Genomic DNA, 17785 nt, shown 5'->3' with positions numbered 1-17785 from the left:
ACTTTTCCACATCCTATTCCTCTCTTTCTATAGACTGCCTACAGTATATAGAAAGTAGATTTATGATGGAAAACTGTTGAATCTTATTTGTTGAAAACTGTTGTCTCTAGTTTAACGTTTACATGGGAATGGGAAAACTAAAAATAGCAATTGCTGACGATAACAAAGAACTTGTAAAAACGATGTGTTCATATTTTGAAAAACACCCTGATATAGAAGTAGTATGGACTGCTCAAAATGGAAAACTATGTCTATCGAAATTAGAAGAAACTGTGCCGGATGTGCTGCTGTTAGATATTATTATGCCATATCTTGACGGCATTGCTGTCCTGGACAACATTCGTCAAAAAGAAGAATTATCTGATTTTAAAATTATTATGCTGACTGCTTTTGGTCAGGAAGACGTAATGACACAAGCCGCGGGCCTAGGGGCATCCTACTTCATGTTGAAACCTTTCGAATTCGAACAGCTTGTTAACCAAATCTTCCAGGTTGCAAAATTGCAAAAACCTTCGACGGTAAAACAGCCAGCTGTTCAGATAGAAAAAGGATCAGAAGTGGTGACTCAAAAAGTTTTAGATACAGCAATTACAACAACTATTAAAGAAATTGGAGTTCCTGCTCACATTAAGGGGTATTCTTATCTCAGAGAAGCCATTCAGATGGTTTACAATGACAATGAGCTTCTAGGAGCTGTTACCAAAATCTTGTACCCTGACATTGCAGAAAAATATAAGACAACCCCATCACGTGTAGAGCGGGCAATTCGACACGCTATTGAAGTTGCATGGAACCGTGGAAATTATGATGTTATTTCAAAAACATTCGGCTATACAGTCCATCATTTGAAAAGCAAACCCACGAATTCTGAATTCATCGCGATGATCGCAGATAAGATCCGTTTGGAGCATATGGCCAGTTGATAGTGAATGCTTTAGAATGTGAGTAAATCGTAAAGATTATTGGTATAAGCTTAGGACTGATGAGAATTTATCAGTCTTTTTTTTGAACTATATTTTTCTGAGTGAAAAGAATCAGGCAATTATATTTATTTCTTTCCAACTTACTGTAAGTGTAGACGAAACACCTATTTCTTAAAATAACCAAAGATTTATAATAAGTATACAAAGAGAGGTGACCTGCGTGCTTTATGAAAATGATTTTTTTGTGCTTACTTTAAAAGGAAAAAGCGTCCATATGCAGACGAAGAAAATCGGCTTTGACTTAAAGTCATTTGACAGGATCACAAAGATGCTTCCACGATTAAAAATTTTATCCTTTCCGAATCTTCGTCGGACACTTTCTGTTGTAGGAAGTGATGTTGAAATCGCATCCTACCTATCGGAAATTGAGATAGTTGTAGCTGCTGATAACATGAAAGCAGTAGTGGAGATAAATTTAACTGATGAGGAATTAGATACGAAAAAATCAGAACTGCCTAAACTTCTAAACGAAGCATTACATAATAAGAATATTGTTTATGGCATACGCAGCGTTCAATTAGATAACATGAAATTTGGACAAGCCATCGTAATTGCAGAAGGGAAAGTCCCTGGTAACGGGAACGATGCGATCATAACATACATAGAAATGCCTGAGAGACGCCCGATTATAAGAGAAGATGGAAATGCTGACTACTATGAAATGAATTTTGTGACTCCTGTTGAAAAAGGGGATTGGTTAGGAGAAAAAATTCCACCTCAAGAAGGTACATCCGGAATAGATATTTTCGGAAATGAAATTAAAGGTAAAAAAGGATTAGACAAAAAACTTTTTTACGATCGAAAGTCAATTGAAGAAGTAGATGAAGACGGTAAAATTATATTGCGGGCACTGCATGGCGGCGTGCTGGAATTTGTTAACGAAGTAGTCAGTGTCGGCCATCAACTATTTATAGATGGTGATGTTGGCCCAGAGACAGGTTCTATTACATTTGACGGCACTGTTGTCATTACAGGGACAGTGTTAGCAGGTTACAGTGTCAACGCTCTGAATGATATATCTATTGAAGCCGCTGAAGCAGTGACAAATGCGCGGGAAATCAGATCTGAGAATGGCGATATTTATATAAAAGGCGGTGTTTTTGGGGGAGGCAAAACGATTATAGCGGCAAAAGAGACAATATATATTAAGCATGCGAATGACTGCAGTATTTTTGCTAAAAGAGTTCACGCAGGTTTATATCTTTTAGGTTCAGATGTAATAGCGGATTATATTGAAGTCGATCCCCATAAAGGCAGAATAATCGGTGGGAAAACTGAGGCGACATATCGGATTACATGCGCTACTGCAGGAAATCGTCATGAGCGCAATACAATCCTTTTTGCAAAAGGAATCGACAAAGAGGGGATACATTTAGAAGTTCAACAAATGGCGAAATCATTTAAAAATCTACAAAATCAGATTGTCCAGTTGGAGACGGTGATCGCTCCTTTAGACAAACAAAGTACTTCCCTCATAGGGACTAAGCGAGATGCGTATGATAAGATTCAAGAAACATTAAAAAAAAATCGAAATGAACTGTTAGTGCTGGATCAAGCAATCCAGACGCATCTAGAAGTTATGAAAACCGCGAAATCGCCTGAAATAGAAATCACAAAATCAGCTAATCCAGGAGTCTTTTTGCAAATTGGAACAAAATCTTCTGTGATTACATCTGAGACAAAAGGTGTTTTTGAATTAGTGGACGGGGTATTGAATATCTGATTCGCTTTTAAAGGAGGCAATTGAGTGTCTGTCAAAAATAATGGTGTCGAAAGTAAAGAAGTGTACGCACACCGCGGGGCTTCTGGGACTTATTTTGAAAATACGATGAAAGCATTTCATGGAGCAGTTGACGACGGCGCAGATGGTATCGAATTGGATGTACAGTTATCGAAAGACGGTGTGTTTTTTGTCATTCACGATGAAGATTTAAATAGAGTTTCCGGTATTCATAAAAATATTTCAGAAATGGATGCGGCAGACATAGAGGAAATCCGGATTGGCAAACGATTTTTCAGAGGTGTGAAGGGGAGTCATATTCCAACACTTACTTCCGTAGTATCATTCGCAGCTATGAACTCAATTGGACTGAATATCGAGTTAAAAGAAACTGTATCGAGAAACCCTGAAAAACTTAGTGTTTTGCTGGAGCAGTTAGCTATTCTTGACAATGTACATATTTCGTCATTTGATTATGCGCTGATAAAAAGAGTAAAGGAATTAGAGCCTTCAATGGAAACAGGTTTATTACTTAAAAAATCGATGCTTACTGATCATCAGTTATCCGATTATCCTGCCGCTGATGCTTTCCATTTTCATAAGCGTATGTTAAAAGAGCCTTATATAACTTATTGGAAACAAACCGATAAGAAAATACGTGTGTATGGAGTGGAAGGGAACGAGTCATACGTTCTAGATCCGCCAGAATTCATCTATGGATGGATTACTGATTATCCCTCGCGGTTCAGAACCACTTAAACCGACCATAAAAAAATAGAAGACTTGGCAAATTTGCCGAGTCTTCTATTTTTATTTCTTCTTTTTTTGTATCCTACCTTTTCTTTGGTCACGACGGAATAAAAATCCAGCGAAAAATCCTATACCTGCTGCAAGAAATAAAAATCCTGCAACAAATTGCAACCATATGTATGGGAATGGGCTAAAAAGAATGCCAAATAATGCATCACGCATCAGCTTTATACCTAATGCTGCAGCAATACCGGGAATAACAAGCACAATGAATGCGACTAAGCGAGCCACATAAACCCCTCCAATCTTTTTTAATTTTACCTGCTGTCGAAAGATTGTCAAGATGCAAGCTATGTTGTATGATGAAATAAGCAATGCAAAAGATTGCACAAAGGTGAGAGGGGGATTGAACATCTTTGCAAAATATTGTTATCATTGATGCAGATGAACAAAGCTTACATGCTTTGCAGGTACTTCAAGCAACTAGTGATTATCAGATTGTTGGCATCGTGGAACAAACTCAAAAGGCTTCCATCTCACAGTTTGCAACACGTTACGGAATCCCTCACGGCCCTGATCCAGAATCTATATTGTCTGGAAATGTGCACATCGTTTTGGATTTTTCAGAAGAATGTTCGACTCGTTACATTCAATTTTGTCCAAACGCGACTGTTGTTCCAAAAAACATTTGCCATCTACTTGTTAAGATTTTGTTGAAACCATCTAAAGAAACACAATTTCTTCAATCGAATGTTAGAATGTATCAATCAATTTTTAACTCAGTCGATGAAGGCATGATCGGTATTGACGAATTTGGTATTATTACATTGTTTAATGATAGCGCTTCCAAAATGCTGGACGTTACAGTAAAAGAAGTGATTGGAAAACCGATTCTATCCATCATTCCTTCATCAGGATTGCTGGAAGTCTTGCATAGCGGTCAGCCTGTTTCCGATGACGAACTGCAATTATCCAACGGTCTTGAAATCCTAAGCTCGCGCTATCCGATTATTAATCAGGACGGTAAGACAACAGGAGCATTTGCCGTATTTAAAGATATATCAGGCGTTATACGGACTGCAGAAGAAATAACGGATTTAAAACGAGTGAAAACCATGCTTGAAGCGATTATCCATTCAAGTGATGATGCCATTTCTGTTGTAGACTCTGAAGGATTGGGCATACTTGTAAATCCTGCATATACTCGTTTAACCGGCCTAACGGAAAGAGAAGTGATTGGACAACCTGCTACTGTTGACATTAGCTCAGGTGAAAGTATTCATATGAAGGTTCTTGAAACCAAACGTCCAGTACGTGGAGTTAACATGCAAATCGGTGAGAAGAACCGCAATGTGATTGTGAATGTTGCACCAATTATCGTTGACAAGGAAGTAAAAGGCAGTGTTGGTGTAATACATGATATTACAGAGATGCGCAGTCTTATGAAAGAGCTGGACCAAGCGAAAGCGATGATTCGTGATTTGGAATCCACTTATACGTTTGATGATATTATTGGTTCTAACGAAGACCTTCTAATCGCAGTCGGTCAAGCAAAAATTGCAGCGGGCTCAGAAATCCCAATTATGTTACGTGGAGAGCCAGGTAGTGGAAAAGAGCTTTTTGCACATGCAATTCACACAGGCAGCCGCAGGTCTAACGGGGACTTCATACGTGTTTCCTGTGCAACGCTTGATGTGGATTCAATTGAGATGGCCTTGATTCACACGAAAATTCAGGATGACAAACTTTCAGGAACTTTGTTTTTAGATGAAATTACAGAATTGAATCCAGAGGTACAAGAAAAATTGCTGGAGTATTTACGAATTGGAAGTATTACAACATCCGGACAATCCAAACAGCTGGGAGTGCGAATCATAGCTTCTTCAGCAGCGAATTTGGAACGAGCTGTTCATGAAGGCCGTCTGTCTGAAGAATTATTTTTCCAGCTCACACGTATTTCTATACGAATTCCGGCATTAAGAACAAGACCTGAAGACATCTTACTTATTACAGAAACACTTCTCGCTATGCTAAATCAGGAATTTGGAATGTCCATTCAAAGAGTGACATCGAAAGCAATGGAAAGACTTCAATCATACGAATGGCCAGGAAATGTAAGAGAGCTTGAAAATGTCATAAGCCGTGCCATGATTCTATCGGAATCAGGGTCTGCAGTGCTTAACGAAGAAGATATAATACGTGCGTTATCATCTCGCAGCGATCACCATCTTGATTCAAATCCAGCACTTCCAGACAAAAGAACGCTTGCATCACTGATGGAAGACCATGAAAAATTATTATTAGAAGCATCCCTTAAAGAAAATAATGGACAAAAAGTTATTGTGGCTGATCGTCTGGGGATTTCTCTCAGGTCTTTATATTACAAATTAGAGAAGTACAAATTGATTTAACAAAAGGGGTGGACTCGTGAATACTCTTTCGGAGTTAGTAAAACAAGCATCCTTATTATCAGATAGGCCATGTACCGCTGTTGCATGTGCAGCTGATCCAGATGTATTGGAATCCGTAGACTTGGCTGTAACTCGTGGCCTAGCTACATTTAAGCTTTATGATGATAAACAGCAGTTGCTCGATGCAATTCAAAAAAATTATCCGCATCTAATTGACCATCCTGATGTGGAAATAATTGATAGTCAGGGTGTTGTAGAATCAGCTAAAGCAGCAGTGGATGCAGTGTCGGCTGGACAAGCTCAGGTGCTTATGAAAGGAAACATCCCTACCGCAACATTGATGAAAGCCGCACTGAGAAAAGAATCAGGATTGCGAACGGGAAATGTGCTCTCCCATGTGGCGGCATTTGAAGTATCAGGTTATGACCGGTTGTTTTTCATAACAGACTCAGCCATGAGTATTACACCTGATTTGCAAGTGAAAGCGCAAATTATCCAAAACGCAGTTACTGTTGCTAGGTCATGTGGGATTGAAATGCCGATCGTTGTCCCTTTGGCAGCTGTTGAAACTGTGAATCCTGCAATGCAAGCAACACTAGATGCGGCTTCCTTGACGATGATGAATCAGCGAGGGCAGTTGAAAAATTGTATTGTTGAAGGACCTATGGCACTAGATAATGCAATTTCACCAGATGCAGCTTTACATAAAGGACTTACGGGTCCAGCAGCTGGTAAGGCAGATATTTTAATCGCACCAAATTTAGAAGCAGGTAACATACTCTACAAATCGTTAACTTATTTCGCAAAAGCGAAAGTAGGCGGTATCATTCAAGGTGCCTCTGCCCCAATCGTAGTTACATCGCGAGCGGATAGTGCAGAGACGAAACTTCACTCTATGGCACTGGCGTTATTAGTAAGTAAAAACTGATTGAAAAACTGGAGGAATTACAAATGGAAATTATAAAATATATGGAAACTTACGACTATGAGCAATTGGTGATCTGCCAAGACAAAACAACTGGCCTAAAAGCATTTATCGCAATTCACGATACTACACTTGGACCTGCACTCGGAGGAACTCGCATGTGGACTTACAACAGCGAAGAAGAAGCGATTGAAGATGCGCTGCGTCTAGCACGTGGAATGACGTACAAAAATGCTGCTGCTGGTTTGAACCTTGGCGGCGGTAAAGCTGTTATTATGGGCAATCCTAAAACTGACAAGAATGATGAATTGTTCCGTGCTTTCGGCCGTTTCATTGAAGGATTGAATGGTCGCTACATTACAGCTGAAGATGTTGGTACAACTGAAGAGGATATGGACTTGATACATCTTGAAACAAATTACGTAACAGGCGTTTCTGCGGAATTCGGTTCTTCAGGTAACCCATCACCTGTAACAGCACTTGGTGTGTATGTGGGTATGAAAGCAGCTGCAAAAGAAGCATTCGGTGATGATTCACTAAAAGGTAAAACAATCGCAGTGCAAGGTGTCGGAAACGTTGCCTACACAATGTGCGAATATCTGCATGAAGAAGGCGCAAAACTTATTGTTACGGATATTAATGAAGAAGCAGTTCAGCGTGCTGTAGATAACTTTGGTGCGACAGCGGTAGGTATTAACGAAATTTATGGCGTGGAAGCAGATATCTTCTCACCATGTGCACTTGGAGCTGTCATCAATGACGACACAATCCCGCAATTGAAAGCAAAAGTTATCGCAGGTTCTGCAAACAACCAATTGAAAAACCCTGAGCATGGAGACAAAATTCATGAAATGGGACTTGTTTATGCACCAGATTATGTTATCAACTCTGGCGGTGTCATTAACGTAGCAGACGAATTGGACGGGTATAACCGTGAGCGTGCTTTGAAAAAGGTCAATACGATTTACGATACAATCGAAAAGATCTTTGCAATTTCAAAACGTGATAACATTCCTTCATACGTTGCAGCGGACCGTCTAGCTGAAGAGCGTATTGAACGAGTTGCAAAAGCTCGTAATTCGTTCTTGCAAAATGAAAAAAGTGTCCTGTCAAATCGTCGATAAGCAACTTTTTAAACTGTGCTGTGAAAGGGGTTGTGACCCATGAAACTTTCAGTTGCTAGAATATTGACGATAAATCCTGGCTCTACCTCTACTAAAATCGGCGTGTTTGACAATGATCAGCTCGTTATGGAAGAGACATTACGTCATTCAACTGAACAACTTGCCCAGTTTGCTTCGATCACCGCTCAGTATGAATTTCGTAAGTCGATGATTGTAGAAGAACTTCAACAACATGAAATCGAACTATCTTCATTATCTGCAGTATGTGGACGCGGTGGCTTACTGCGTCCGATTGCAGGTGGGACCTATACTGTGAATGATGCGATGCTTGAGGATCTGCGTAAAGGATACTCTGGCCAACATGCTTCAAACCTCGGTGGAATCATAGCAAACGAAATTGCATTGACAGCTAACATTCCTGCATATATCGTCGACCCTGTGGTGGTAGATGAACTTCAACCGATCGCAAGGCTATCAGGATTTAAATTGCTGGAACGCCATTCGATTTTTCATGCACTGAACCAAAAAGCAGTTGCACGGAGATATGCAGCCCATACTGGTAACAAGTATGAAGATCTTAAACTTATCGTCGTACACATGGGTGGCGGAATTACAGTTGGCGTACATCATCATGGTAAGGTGATAGACGTCAATAACGGACTTCATGGAGACGGTCCCTTCAGCCCGGAAAGAGCGGGTACCGTGCCAGCAGGAGACTTAGTGGAAATATGCTTTTCAGGTAAATACTATCGTCAAGAAGTGATGGAAATGCTTGTCGGTAAAGGTGGCCTTACTGGGTACCTTGGTACCAATGATGCGGTCCGAGTAGAGAAACGGATTGCCGAAGGGGATGACTTTGCTAAAGAAGTTTATAATGCAATGGCATACCAAGTGGCAAAAGAGATCGGCAGTGCTGCTGCAGTTCTAAAAGGTGAGGTGGATGCCATTATTCTTACTGGCGGCCTTGCATATGGAAAAGAATTCACAGAAGAGATTCAATCTCATGTGAAATGGATTAGTGATGTTGTAGTCTATCCGGGGGAAGACGAATTGCAAGCCCTTGCGGAAGGGGCATTTCGTGTTCTTACCGGTGAAGAGGTCGCAAAAGTGTATCCATCATAATTGAAAACAAAAGAATGGAGGCGTATCACAATGGCTCAAGAGTATGATGTAGTAATTCTTGGAGGCGGTACAGGCGGATATGTTGCTGCAATTCGTTCTGCACAACTAGGTTTGAAAACGGCTCTCGTTGAAAAGGGGAAATTAGGCGGTACATGCTTACATAAAGGATGTATTCCAAGTAAAGCTTTGTTGAAAAGTGCAGAAGTCTATCAACTGACAAAAGAAAAGGCAAAAAGCTTTGGAGTTGATACGGAAGGTGTTTCATTAAATTTCGGAGCCGTCCAAGACCGTAAACAAACGATTGTTGATACACTTTACAAAGGTGTTCAAGGTCTTATGAAAAAAGGTAAAATTGACGTCTATGAAGGTACAGGCAGAATGCTAGGACCCTCTATATTCTCACCCATGCCTGGAACAATTTCAGTTGAGATGAACAACGGTGAAGAAAACGAAATGCTTATTTTGAAAAATCTTGTGCTAGCAACAGGTTCCCGTCCAAGAACTTTACCAGGGCTAGACTTAGATGAACAGCAAATATTATCTTCAGATGGTGCACTAGCGCTAGAATCACTTCCTTCATCTATGCTTATTATTGGCGGGGGTGTCATCGGAATTGAATGGGCTTCAATGCTCAACGACTTCGGTGTTGACGTGACTGTTGTGGAATATGCAGACCGTATCCTGCCGACAGAAGATGAAGATATTTCAAAAGAAATGAAAAAGATTTTAGAGAAAAAAGGTATTCAATTTGTTACTGGTGCTAAAGTTCTTGCTGAAACAGTTGATAAAACTACTGAAAATGTATCGATTTCAGCAGAGGTTGGTGATTCAACTCAAACCTTCACTGCCGAGAAAGTTTTAGTTTCTGTTGGACGTCAAGCAAATACTGAAGGTATAGGAATTGAAAATACAGATATTGAAATTGAAAAAGGGTATATTAAAACCCGTCCTACATTCCAAACAAAAGAAAGTCATATTTATGCAATCGGGGATTGTATTGGCGGACTTCAATTGGCACATGTTGCATCTCATGAAGGTATCGCAGCAATCGAGCATATTGCTAATCAGACTCCAGAACCGATGGATTATGAGAAGATATCCCGTTGCATTTACTCAAGTCCTGAAGCTGCGAGTGTGGGGATAACTGAAAAACAAGCCAAAGACCGCGGCTTTTCGGTTAAAGTAGGAAAATTTCCGTTCCAAGCAGTTGGTAAAGCACTTGTGAATGGCAAACCAGAAGGATTTGTGAAAATAATTGCAGATGAAAAGACTGATGATGTACTTGGTGTGCATATGATTGGTGCAGGAGTAACCGATATGATTTCTGAAGCAGGGTTAGCGATGGTATTAGATGCAACACCTTGGGAAATTGCTGATACAATTCATCCGCATCCTTCACTTTCTGAAGTAATTGGTGAAGCAGCACTTGCTGTAGATGGCAAAGCAATACACATGTAAAAGGGGGAAATACTCATGGCAACGAATCGCCACGAAGAGCTAGGTCTTTCAAATGAAGATGTACTACAAATGTATGAAACTATGTTAATGGCAAGAAAAATAGATGAGCGCATGTGGCTCCTAAATCGTGCGGGTAAGGTTCCGTTTGTTATTTCTTGTCAAGGACAAGAAGCGGCGCAGGTTGGCGCTGCTTATGCACTTAACAAAGACAAAGACTGGATCGCTCCGTACTATCGTGATATGGGAGTAGTTCTTCACTTCGGAATGACACCTAAAGATTTAATGCTATCTGCATTCGCAAAAGCAGAAGACCCTAACTCTGGCGGCCGTCAAATGCCGGGCCACTTCGGGCAAAGGAAAAACCGGATATTAACAGGTTCTTCTCCGGTTACTACACAACTTCCGCATGCAGTAGGAGTTGCGCTAGCAGCTAAGATAAAAGGGGAAGACTTCATTACATTTTCGACACTTGGAGAGGGTTCTTCCAACCAAGGGGATTTCCATGAAGGCATGAACTTCGCTGGTGTCCATAAATTACCGACAGTCATTATGGTAGAAAATAATAAATATGCGATTTCTGTACCAGTCGAAAAACAGCTTGCATGTGAAAATGTTTCAGATCGGGCAGTTGGTTATGGAATGCCAGGTGTAACTGTCGATGGAACAGATCCGCTTGAAGTGTATCGAGTGATGAAAGAAGCAGCTGATCGTGCGCGCAGCGGTGAAGGTCCAAGTTTGATTGAAGCTGTTTGCTATCGATTGACTGCTCACTCTTCAGATGACGACCAAAGATTATATCGTGATGCTGAAGAATTGGAAGCAGAACGTAAACTTGATCCGATTCCTAAATTTGCAGCATATTTAAAAGACACAGGTGTGTTATCTGATGAGCTTAACGGCGAAATTGAAAAGCGTATTATGCAACAAGTAAACGAAGCTACAGATTATGCTGAAGCAGCACCTTATGCAGATGCGGAGTATGCACTTCGACATGTCTATGCTGAACAAGGAGGGAACGACTGATGGCAGTCATTTCATATATTGATGCAATTACTAGCGCAATGGCAGAAGAAATGGAGCGCGACGAAAACGTTTTTGTAATGGGAGAAGACGTTGGCCGTAAAGGTGGCGTATTTAAAGCAACTACAGGTCTTTATGACAAGTACGGTGAGTATCGTGCGCTTGATACACCTCTAGCTGAATCAGCAATTGCAGGCGTTGCAATCGGTGCTGCGATGTATGGAATGCGTCCTATTGCTGAAATGCAATTCGCAGACTTCATCATGCCGGCTGTAAACCAAATTGTTTCTGAAGCGGCAAAAATTCGGTATCGTTCTAATAACGATTGGTCATGTCCTTTAGTAGTTCGCGCTCCATTTGGCGGAGGCGTGCACGGTGCGCTTTATCACTCTCAGTCTGTTGAGTCGATGTTTGCTGGTACTCCAGGTCTTAAAATCGTAATACCGTCTACTCCTTACGATGCTAAAGGGTTGTTGAAGGCGGCAATCAGGGATGAAGATCCAGTTCTATTCTTTGAACATAAACGAGCTTACCGCTTGATTAAAGGGGAAGTTCCTGAAGAAGAATATGTACTTGAAATTGGTAAAGCCGATGTGAAACGTGAAGGGGAAGACATCACAATTATCACATACGGACTGTGTGTCCATTTTGCATTGCAAGCGGCAGAACGTCTTGCGGAAGATGGGATTTCTGCACACATTCTAGACCTTAGAACAATTTATCCGCTCGACAAAGAAGCGATTATTGAAGCTGCAAAGAAAACAGGTAAAGTCCTTCTTGTCACTGAAGACAACAAAGAAGGAAGCATTATGAGTGAAGTGGCTGCTATTATTTCTGAGAACTGTTTATTTGATTTGGATGCGCCAATTCAGCGTTTGGCAGGACCGGATATTCCTGCGATGCCTTATGCACCGACTATGGAGAAATTCTTTATGGTCAATCCAGACAAAGTAGAAAAGGCAGCACGAGATTTAGCTGAATTTTAATAACGAACGGAGGGGAATCTTGTGGCAATTGAATCGATTAAAATGCCTCAGCTTGGTGAAAGTGTTACAGAAGGTACAATAGAAAAATGGCTTGTGAAGCCAGGTGATCATGTTGAAAAATATGATTCACTTGCAGAAGTGAACACTGATAAAGTGACAGCTGAAGTCCCTTCATCATTCACAGGGACTATTAAAGAAATCATTGTTCAAGAAGGCCAGACAGTTGCTGTAGGTGAAGTGGTATGTACGATAGAAACTGAGGGTGGCGGCAGTGAGGCTCAACCTGAAGCAGTACCTGCTAAAGAAGAGCCAGCGAACGAAATGCCTGCAGAAGGTTCTCAAAAACCAAAGAGTCCTATCAAGAAAGAAAAAGGAGCAGCTGCAGGACGTTACTCACCAGCTGTTTTACGTTTATCACAAGATCACGATATCAATTTATCTGACGTCGATGGTTCAGGCCGCGATGGACGAATTACACGTAAAGACATCCAGGCAATTATTGATAGCGGCCAAAAGCCACAACCTAAATCAGTAACTGCTGAAACTCCGGCGCAACCTGAGGTTCAACAGTCCGCACCAGTACAAGCACAACCTGCACAAGGGGCAGCAAATGTGCCGGTTGCTCCAGGAGATATTGAAATTCCAGTTACTGGAGTTAGACGTGCAATCGCAAACAACATGCTGAAGTCTAAACACGAAGCACCGCATGCATGGACAATGATTGAAGTCGATGTAACAGAAATGGTGAAATACCGAGATTCACTGAAAAAAGACTTCAAGCAAAAAGAAGGATTTAATTTAACGTATTTCGCATTTTTCGTCAAAGCGGTTTCTCAAGCACTAAAAGAATTCCCTATGATGAATTCAATGTGGGCTGGCGATAAAATTGTCCAGAAAAAAGATATTAATATTTCGATTGCTGTTGCGACTGAAGACGCATTATACGTTCCAGTCATTCCGCAAGCTGACGAAAAAACGATCAAAGGCATTGGCCGTGAGATTACAGAACTTGCAGGTAAAGTCCGTTCAGGCAAACTGAAATCATCAGAAATGCAAGGCGGTACGTTTACAGTGAATAACACAGGCTCATTTGGTTCAGTCCAATCGATGGGAATTATCAACCATCCACAAGCTGCAATTCTGCAAGTGGAATCCATCGTCAAGCGTCCAGTCGTCATGGACAATGGTATGATTGCTGTGCGTGATATGGTCAATCTTTGCCTGTCTCTGGATCACCGGGTATTGGATGGTCTTGTTGCAGGTAACTTCTTAGCTCGCGTAAAAGAAATTTTAGAAAACGTTTCGTCTGATACAACATCTGTCTACTAAATTAGACATCCCTACCCCCGCGGCCATAGAACGAATGGACGTGGGGGTTATCTTTTCAAGTAAGATCACTTTCAGGTACACTAGTAGAAAGTAAGTTTAACAGGGAGGGATTACAAATGAACCATTCTGATATACATAATATGAAGCAGCAAAAATTTGAACGCCCGGAGTGGGAAGAATGGCTTCAAGTTGCAGAGAGTTCATTGAAAGGCAGAACTGTCGACTCATTGAAAACACCTACAGCTGAAGGCATCTCGTTAAAACCGCTGTACACTGCATCTCCGAATCCTTCTCATACTGTCCGTCCTAGTCATAGAAAATGGATAAGTGCGCAGCCGACAATTGGAGAGACTGGTTCAGAGTGGATTTCTTCTATGAAGGAAAGTCTCGAAAAAGGAAATGAAGCGATCTATTTAGATGGTGGAACACCTAATAAATGGGACGACGTTTCTTTAAAAGCTCTTGCCGAATTGATGTTGGATTACCCTTTTGCTTTCCTGCACATAAACTCTGAAGACCGATTACTCGATGTATTTAAGCTGATTTCACTTGATGAACGAGAGAAAGTAACTGGATTGCTCCTTTCTGACACAGTTCAATTGCCACTTGGGTATAAAAATGTTAGAACAGTTGGCATTGATTTGGAGTCTATTCATATGAGAGGTGCAGATAGTGTTACTGAACTCGCGTTAGCGTTATCGCAAGCTGCAGAACACGCTATGACAATGGAATCTTTTGACCAGTTTTGTGATAAAGTCTTTTTTAGATTTCCAGCAGATACTCATTTCTTTATGGAAATCTCAAAATTTAGAGCTTTCCGTACGCTTTGGCAATTATTCTGCAGCGCTTATGACATGAATGACAATACTGCTGTGCCTTTAATGGCGGTCACTTCGCTGCGTTCTTATTCCAAAATAGATCCTTATGTAAACTTACTGCGAGCAGGAAACAGCTCATTTTCAGCAGTACTTGGGGGAGCTGATTGGCTGACAGTATACCCGTATAACGAGTTAACGGGAAATACACAACAGTCACTTCGTTATGCGAGGAATGTACAGCTGATTATTCGTGAGGAAACACACGCAGACAAAGTCGCCGATCCGGGCGGTGGTTCGTACTTCATCGAACAACTAACTAAGGAATTAGTTCATAAAGCATGGCATCTTTTCCTTGAGATAGAAGAAATGGGCGGATCAAAAGCTTTTCTACATTCAGGCAAGCTGGATCAACTTGCTGAGGAACGTAAAGAGAATGTCGCAAGTGGAGTCTCTTCATTGATTGGCACAAGTGTCTACGCAGATCCTGCGAATCATGAGTTAGTCGAGAACTCATCTAGAAATGAGACAGCTCGTCCTGCTTATCCATTTGAAGAGTTACGGAAGAAAACTTTGAAACAGCCAATCGATATCCGACTTGTTGTGTTCGGAAGTTTGAAATCGTACAAACCTCGTGCGGACTTCGCAGCTGGATTTTTAGCAACTGCCGGGTTAACTGCAAAACACAGCCCGTCGTTTACAGATGCTTATGAAGCGATTGAATGGCTGGAAGCTGAAAAGCCGGACTATGCAATTCTGTGTGCAGCACCGGGTCAGATTGAACAGGTTGCACCTGAAATTAGTTCAAAGAAACCACCAGGAGTTGTATTGGATGTAGCTGGACGTGTCAGTGATGAGTTGACAAATGATTGGCTGGCAAATGGATTAGATGGATTTGTATTCAAAGGACAAAATCGTATCGAGAAGCTGTCTCAAGTTCTATCTCAGTGCAAAGGAGGCGAAAAGATTGAAGAAGCCTGATTTTAGCAAAGTTGAAATCGACCGAATAATCGAGGAACCAGCATCAAATCAAAACGATGCGAACGAATCGTTTCTAACTAACGAAGGAATTCCGGTTAAGCCGATGTATACCTCTGAAGATCGTAACCTGCTAGATCACTTAGGGGATTTCCCAGGAATTGCACCAAATACACGGGGACCTTATCCAACTATGTATGTCGCAAGGCCATGGACTGTTCGCCAATATGCAGGATTTTCGACGGCAGAAGAGAGTAATGCGTTTTATCGGAGAAATCTCGCAATGGGTCAAAAAGGTCTTTCGGTTGCATTTGATTTGGCGACACACCGAGGGTATGACTCTGATCATCCCCGTGTGACAGGGGATGTAGGAAAAGCGGGTGTAGCTATTGACTCAGTCGAAGATATGAAAATTTTATTTGACGGGATTCCACTCGACCAAATGTCAGTCTCCATGACGATGAATGGCGCTGTTTTGCCGATTATGGCATTTTACATTGTTGCTGCAGAGGAACAGGGAGTGTCACCTGATCTATTAGCAGGTACAATTCAAAATGACATTTTAAAAGAATACATGGTACGGAATACGTATATATTTCCACCTGATATGTCCATGCGGATTATTGCTGACATCTTTGACTATACTTCAACACAAATGCCGAAATTCAACTCGATCTCGATATCCGGGTACCATATGCAAGAAGCGGGTGCGACAGCAGATATTGAGTTAGCGTACACACTTGCCGATGGATTGGAATACGTACGTACTGGACTGAAGGCTGGAATTGATATTGATTCGTTCGCACCGAGATTGTCATTTTTCTGGGCAATTGGCATGAACTATTTCATGGAGATTGCGAAGATGCGTGCTGCCAGAATTATATGGGCAAAAATGATGAAAACATTTAATCCTAAAAATACAAAGTCATTAGCACTGCGCACACATTCTCAAACATCTGGATGGAGTTTGACGGAACAGGATCCATTTAATAATGTAACCCGCACATTAATCGAGGCAAATGCAGCTGCAATGGGGCACACCCAATCTTTGCATACAAATGCTTTAGATGAAGCAATTGCATTGCCTACCGATTTTTCTGCGCGTATTGCGAGGAACACCCAATTATTCCTCCAAGAAGAAACAATGATGACAAAGACAATCGATCCATGGGGTGGTTCGTATTATGTAGAATCACTCACGAATGACTTAGTAGAGAAAGCTTGGGAATTGATCGAAGAGATCGAAGAATTAGGCGGAATGGCAAAAGCGATTGAAACCGGTTTACCCAAAATGAAAATTGAAGAAGCTGCTGCCAAACGGCAGGCTAAAATCGATTCGAAGAGTGAAACTATTGTTGGGGTAAACAAATATCGCTTGGATCAGGAAGAACCTATCGATATTTTAGATATTGATAATACGATGGTACGTCAAAAACAAATTGACCGAATTCAACGTACACGAAAAGAGCGAGACGATGCGGCTGTCCAACATGCATTAAATGAATTGACAAAGAGTGCAAAAGAAGGGACAGGAAACCTTTTAGCATTAGCGATAAATGCTGCTCGGGTGCGTGCTACCATTGGTGAGATTTCAGATGCAATTGAAGCAGTTTCTGGCAGACATAAAGCGGTCATACGATCGGTAAGTGGTGTATACAGTCAAAACTTCTCAAATTCTGAAGAAATTGATGAAGTGAAATCGATGACTGAGGAATTCCTTGAAAACGAAGGACGTCGACCTCGTATATTAGTTGCTAAAATGGGGCAAGACGGACACGACAGAGGAGCGAAAGTAATTGCTTCGTCATTTGCCGATTTAGGATTTGACGTTGACATAGGTCCTCTCTTCCAAACACCTGAAGAAACCGCACTGCAAGCTGCAGAGAATGATGTGCATGTCATTGGCGTCAGCTCGCTCGCTGCAGGGCATAAGACACTTGTGCCAGCATTGCGTGCAGAACTTGCTAAAATAGGCCGACCGGATATCTTGGTCATTGTTGGGGGCGTGATACCAGCACAAGACTATGAGTTTTTAAGAGAGAAGGGGGCAGCTGCAATCTTTGGCCCAGGTACAGTCATACCCGTTGCGGCACAAAAGGTTATTGAAGAAATCTATCGTCAATTGGGTTACGAGGAAGTGATGGAGTGAACCGGCGTGATGAAG

14 protein-coding genes are annotated in these 17785 nt (G+C 41.4%); 13 read left to right on the top strand and 1 reads right to left on the bottom strand.

What is annotated here, in order from left to right; translation table 11 throughout:
• Window positions 1–128: 128 nt before the first annotated feature.
• The 3 genes from spo0A (at window position 129) to QT716_RS15110 (ending at window position 3462) form a co-directional block, all read left to right on the top strand.
• Window positions 129–923: a sporulation transcription factor Spo0A gene (gene spo0A / locus QT716_RS15120; protein ID WP_317936980.1), complete on the top strand. Its 795-nt coding sequence runs from the start codon at window positions 129–131 to the stop codon at window positions 921–923.
• A gap of 274 nt (window positions 924–1197) precedes the next feature.
• On the top strand, window positions 1198–2706 hold the full coding sequence (locus QT716_RS15115) for a DUF342 domain-containing protein (protein WP_317936979.1): 1509 nt from the start codon (window positions 1198–1200) through the stop codon (window positions 2704–2706).
• A gap of 24 nt (window positions 2707–2730) precedes the next feature.
• Window positions 2731–3462: a glycerophosphodiester phosphodiesterase gene (locus QT716_RS15110; protein ID WP_317936978.1), complete on the top strand. Its 732-nt coding sequence runs from the start codon at window positions 2731–2733 to the stop codon at window positions 3460–3462.
• A 51-nt stretch (window positions 3463–3513) separates the two neighbouring features.
• On the opposite strand, the gene QT716_RS15105 is transcribed toward QT716_RS15110, so the two are convergent.
• Complete coding sequence (locus QT716_RS15105; RefSeq protein ID WP_317936977.1) at window positions 3514–3744, bottom strand: DUF2627 domain-containing protein; 231 nt, start codon at window positions 3742–3744, stop codon at window positions 3514–3516.
• Window positions 3745–3869: 125 nt separating this feature from the next.
• Between QT716_RS15105 and QT716_RS15100 the strand changes: the two genes are divergently transcribed.
• From QT716_RS15100 to scpA, 10 genes are all read left to right on the top strand, one after another.
• Window positions 3870–5864: a sigma 54-interacting transcriptional regulator gene (locus QT716_RS15100; protein ID WP_317936976.1), complete on the top strand. Its 1995-nt coding sequence runs from the start codon at window positions 3870–3872 to the stop codon at window positions 5862–5864.
• 16 nt (window positions 5865–5880) lie between these two features.
• Window positions 5881–6792 carry a bifunctional enoyl-CoA hydratase/phosphate acetyltransferase gene (locus QT716_RS15095; RefSeq protein WP_317936975.1) on the top strand — a complete coding sequence of 304 codons (912 nt, stop codon included), beginning with the start codon at window positions 5881–5883 and terminating at the stop codon, window positions 6790–6792.
• A 23-nt stretch (window positions 6793–6815) separates the two neighbouring features.
• Complete coding sequence (locus QT716_RS15090; RefSeq protein ID WP_317936974.1) at window positions 6816–7913, top strand: Leu/Phe/Val dehydrogenase; 1098 nt, start codon at window positions 6816–6818, stop codon at window positions 7911–7913.
• Between the two features lie 39 nt (window positions 7914–7952).
• Entirely contained in the window at window positions 7953–9035 is a 1083-nt protein-coding gene (gene buk, locus QT716_RS15085) for a butyrate kinase (protein ID WP_317936973.1), read from the top strand.
• Window positions 9036–9065: 30 nt separating this feature from the next.
• Window positions 9066–10493 (top strand): dihydrolipoyl dehydrogenase, encoded by a 1428-nt coding sequence (lpdA, locus tag QT716_RS15080; protein ID WP_317936972.1) that lies wholly within the window; start codon window positions 9066–9068, stop codon window positions 10491–10493.
• 15 nt (window positions 10494–10508) lie between these two features.
• The gene (locus QT716_RS15075; protein ID WP_317936971.1) at window positions 10509–11516 is read left to right on the top strand and encodes a thiamine pyrophosphate-dependent dehydrogenase E1 component subunit alpha; all 1008 of its coding nucleotides are present in this window, start codon (window positions 10509–10511) and stop codon (window positions 11514–11516) included.
• Window positions 11516–12499: an alpha-ketoacid dehydrogenase subunit beta gene (locus QT716_RS15070; protein ID WP_317936970.1), complete on the top strand. Its 984-nt coding sequence runs from the start codon at window positions 11516–11518 to the stop codon at window positions 12497–12499. Before QT716_RS15075 ends, QT716_RS15070 begins: the two co-directional genes overlap by 1 nt.
• Window positions 12500–12520: 21 nt before the next feature.
• Window positions 12521–13828, top strand: coding sequence for a dihydrolipoamide acetyltransferase family protein (locus QT716_RS15065; RefSeq protein ID WP_317936969.1), 1308 nt, complete (start codon window positions 12521–12523; stop codon window positions 13826–13828).
• Window positions 13829–13944: 116 nt separating this feature from the next.
• Window positions 13945–15624, top strand: a complete 1680-nt coding sequence (locus tag QT716_RS15060) for a methylmalonyl-CoA mutase family protein (protein WP_317936968.1) — start codon at window positions 13945–13947, stop codon at window positions 15622–15624.
• Window positions 15611–17770, top strand: coding sequence for a methylmalonyl-CoA mutase (gene scpA, locus QT716_RS15055; protein ID WP_317936967.1), 2160 nt, complete (start codon window positions 15611–15613; stop codon window positions 17768–17770). The genes QT716_RS15060 and scpA overlap by 14 nt, the downstream gene beginning before the upstream one ends.
• Window positions 17771–17785 lie beyond the last annotated feature (15 nt).

This window comes from Sporosarcina aquimarina (genome assembly GCF_033253705.1).
GTDB classification, from domain to species: domain Bacteria; phylum Bacillota; class Bacilli; order Bacillales_A; family Planococcaceae; genus Sporosarcina; species Sporosarcina aquimarina.
The sequence above is the reverse complement of the archived record's forward strand: the minus strand, read 5'-3'. Positions and strand labels throughout refer to the sequence as shown.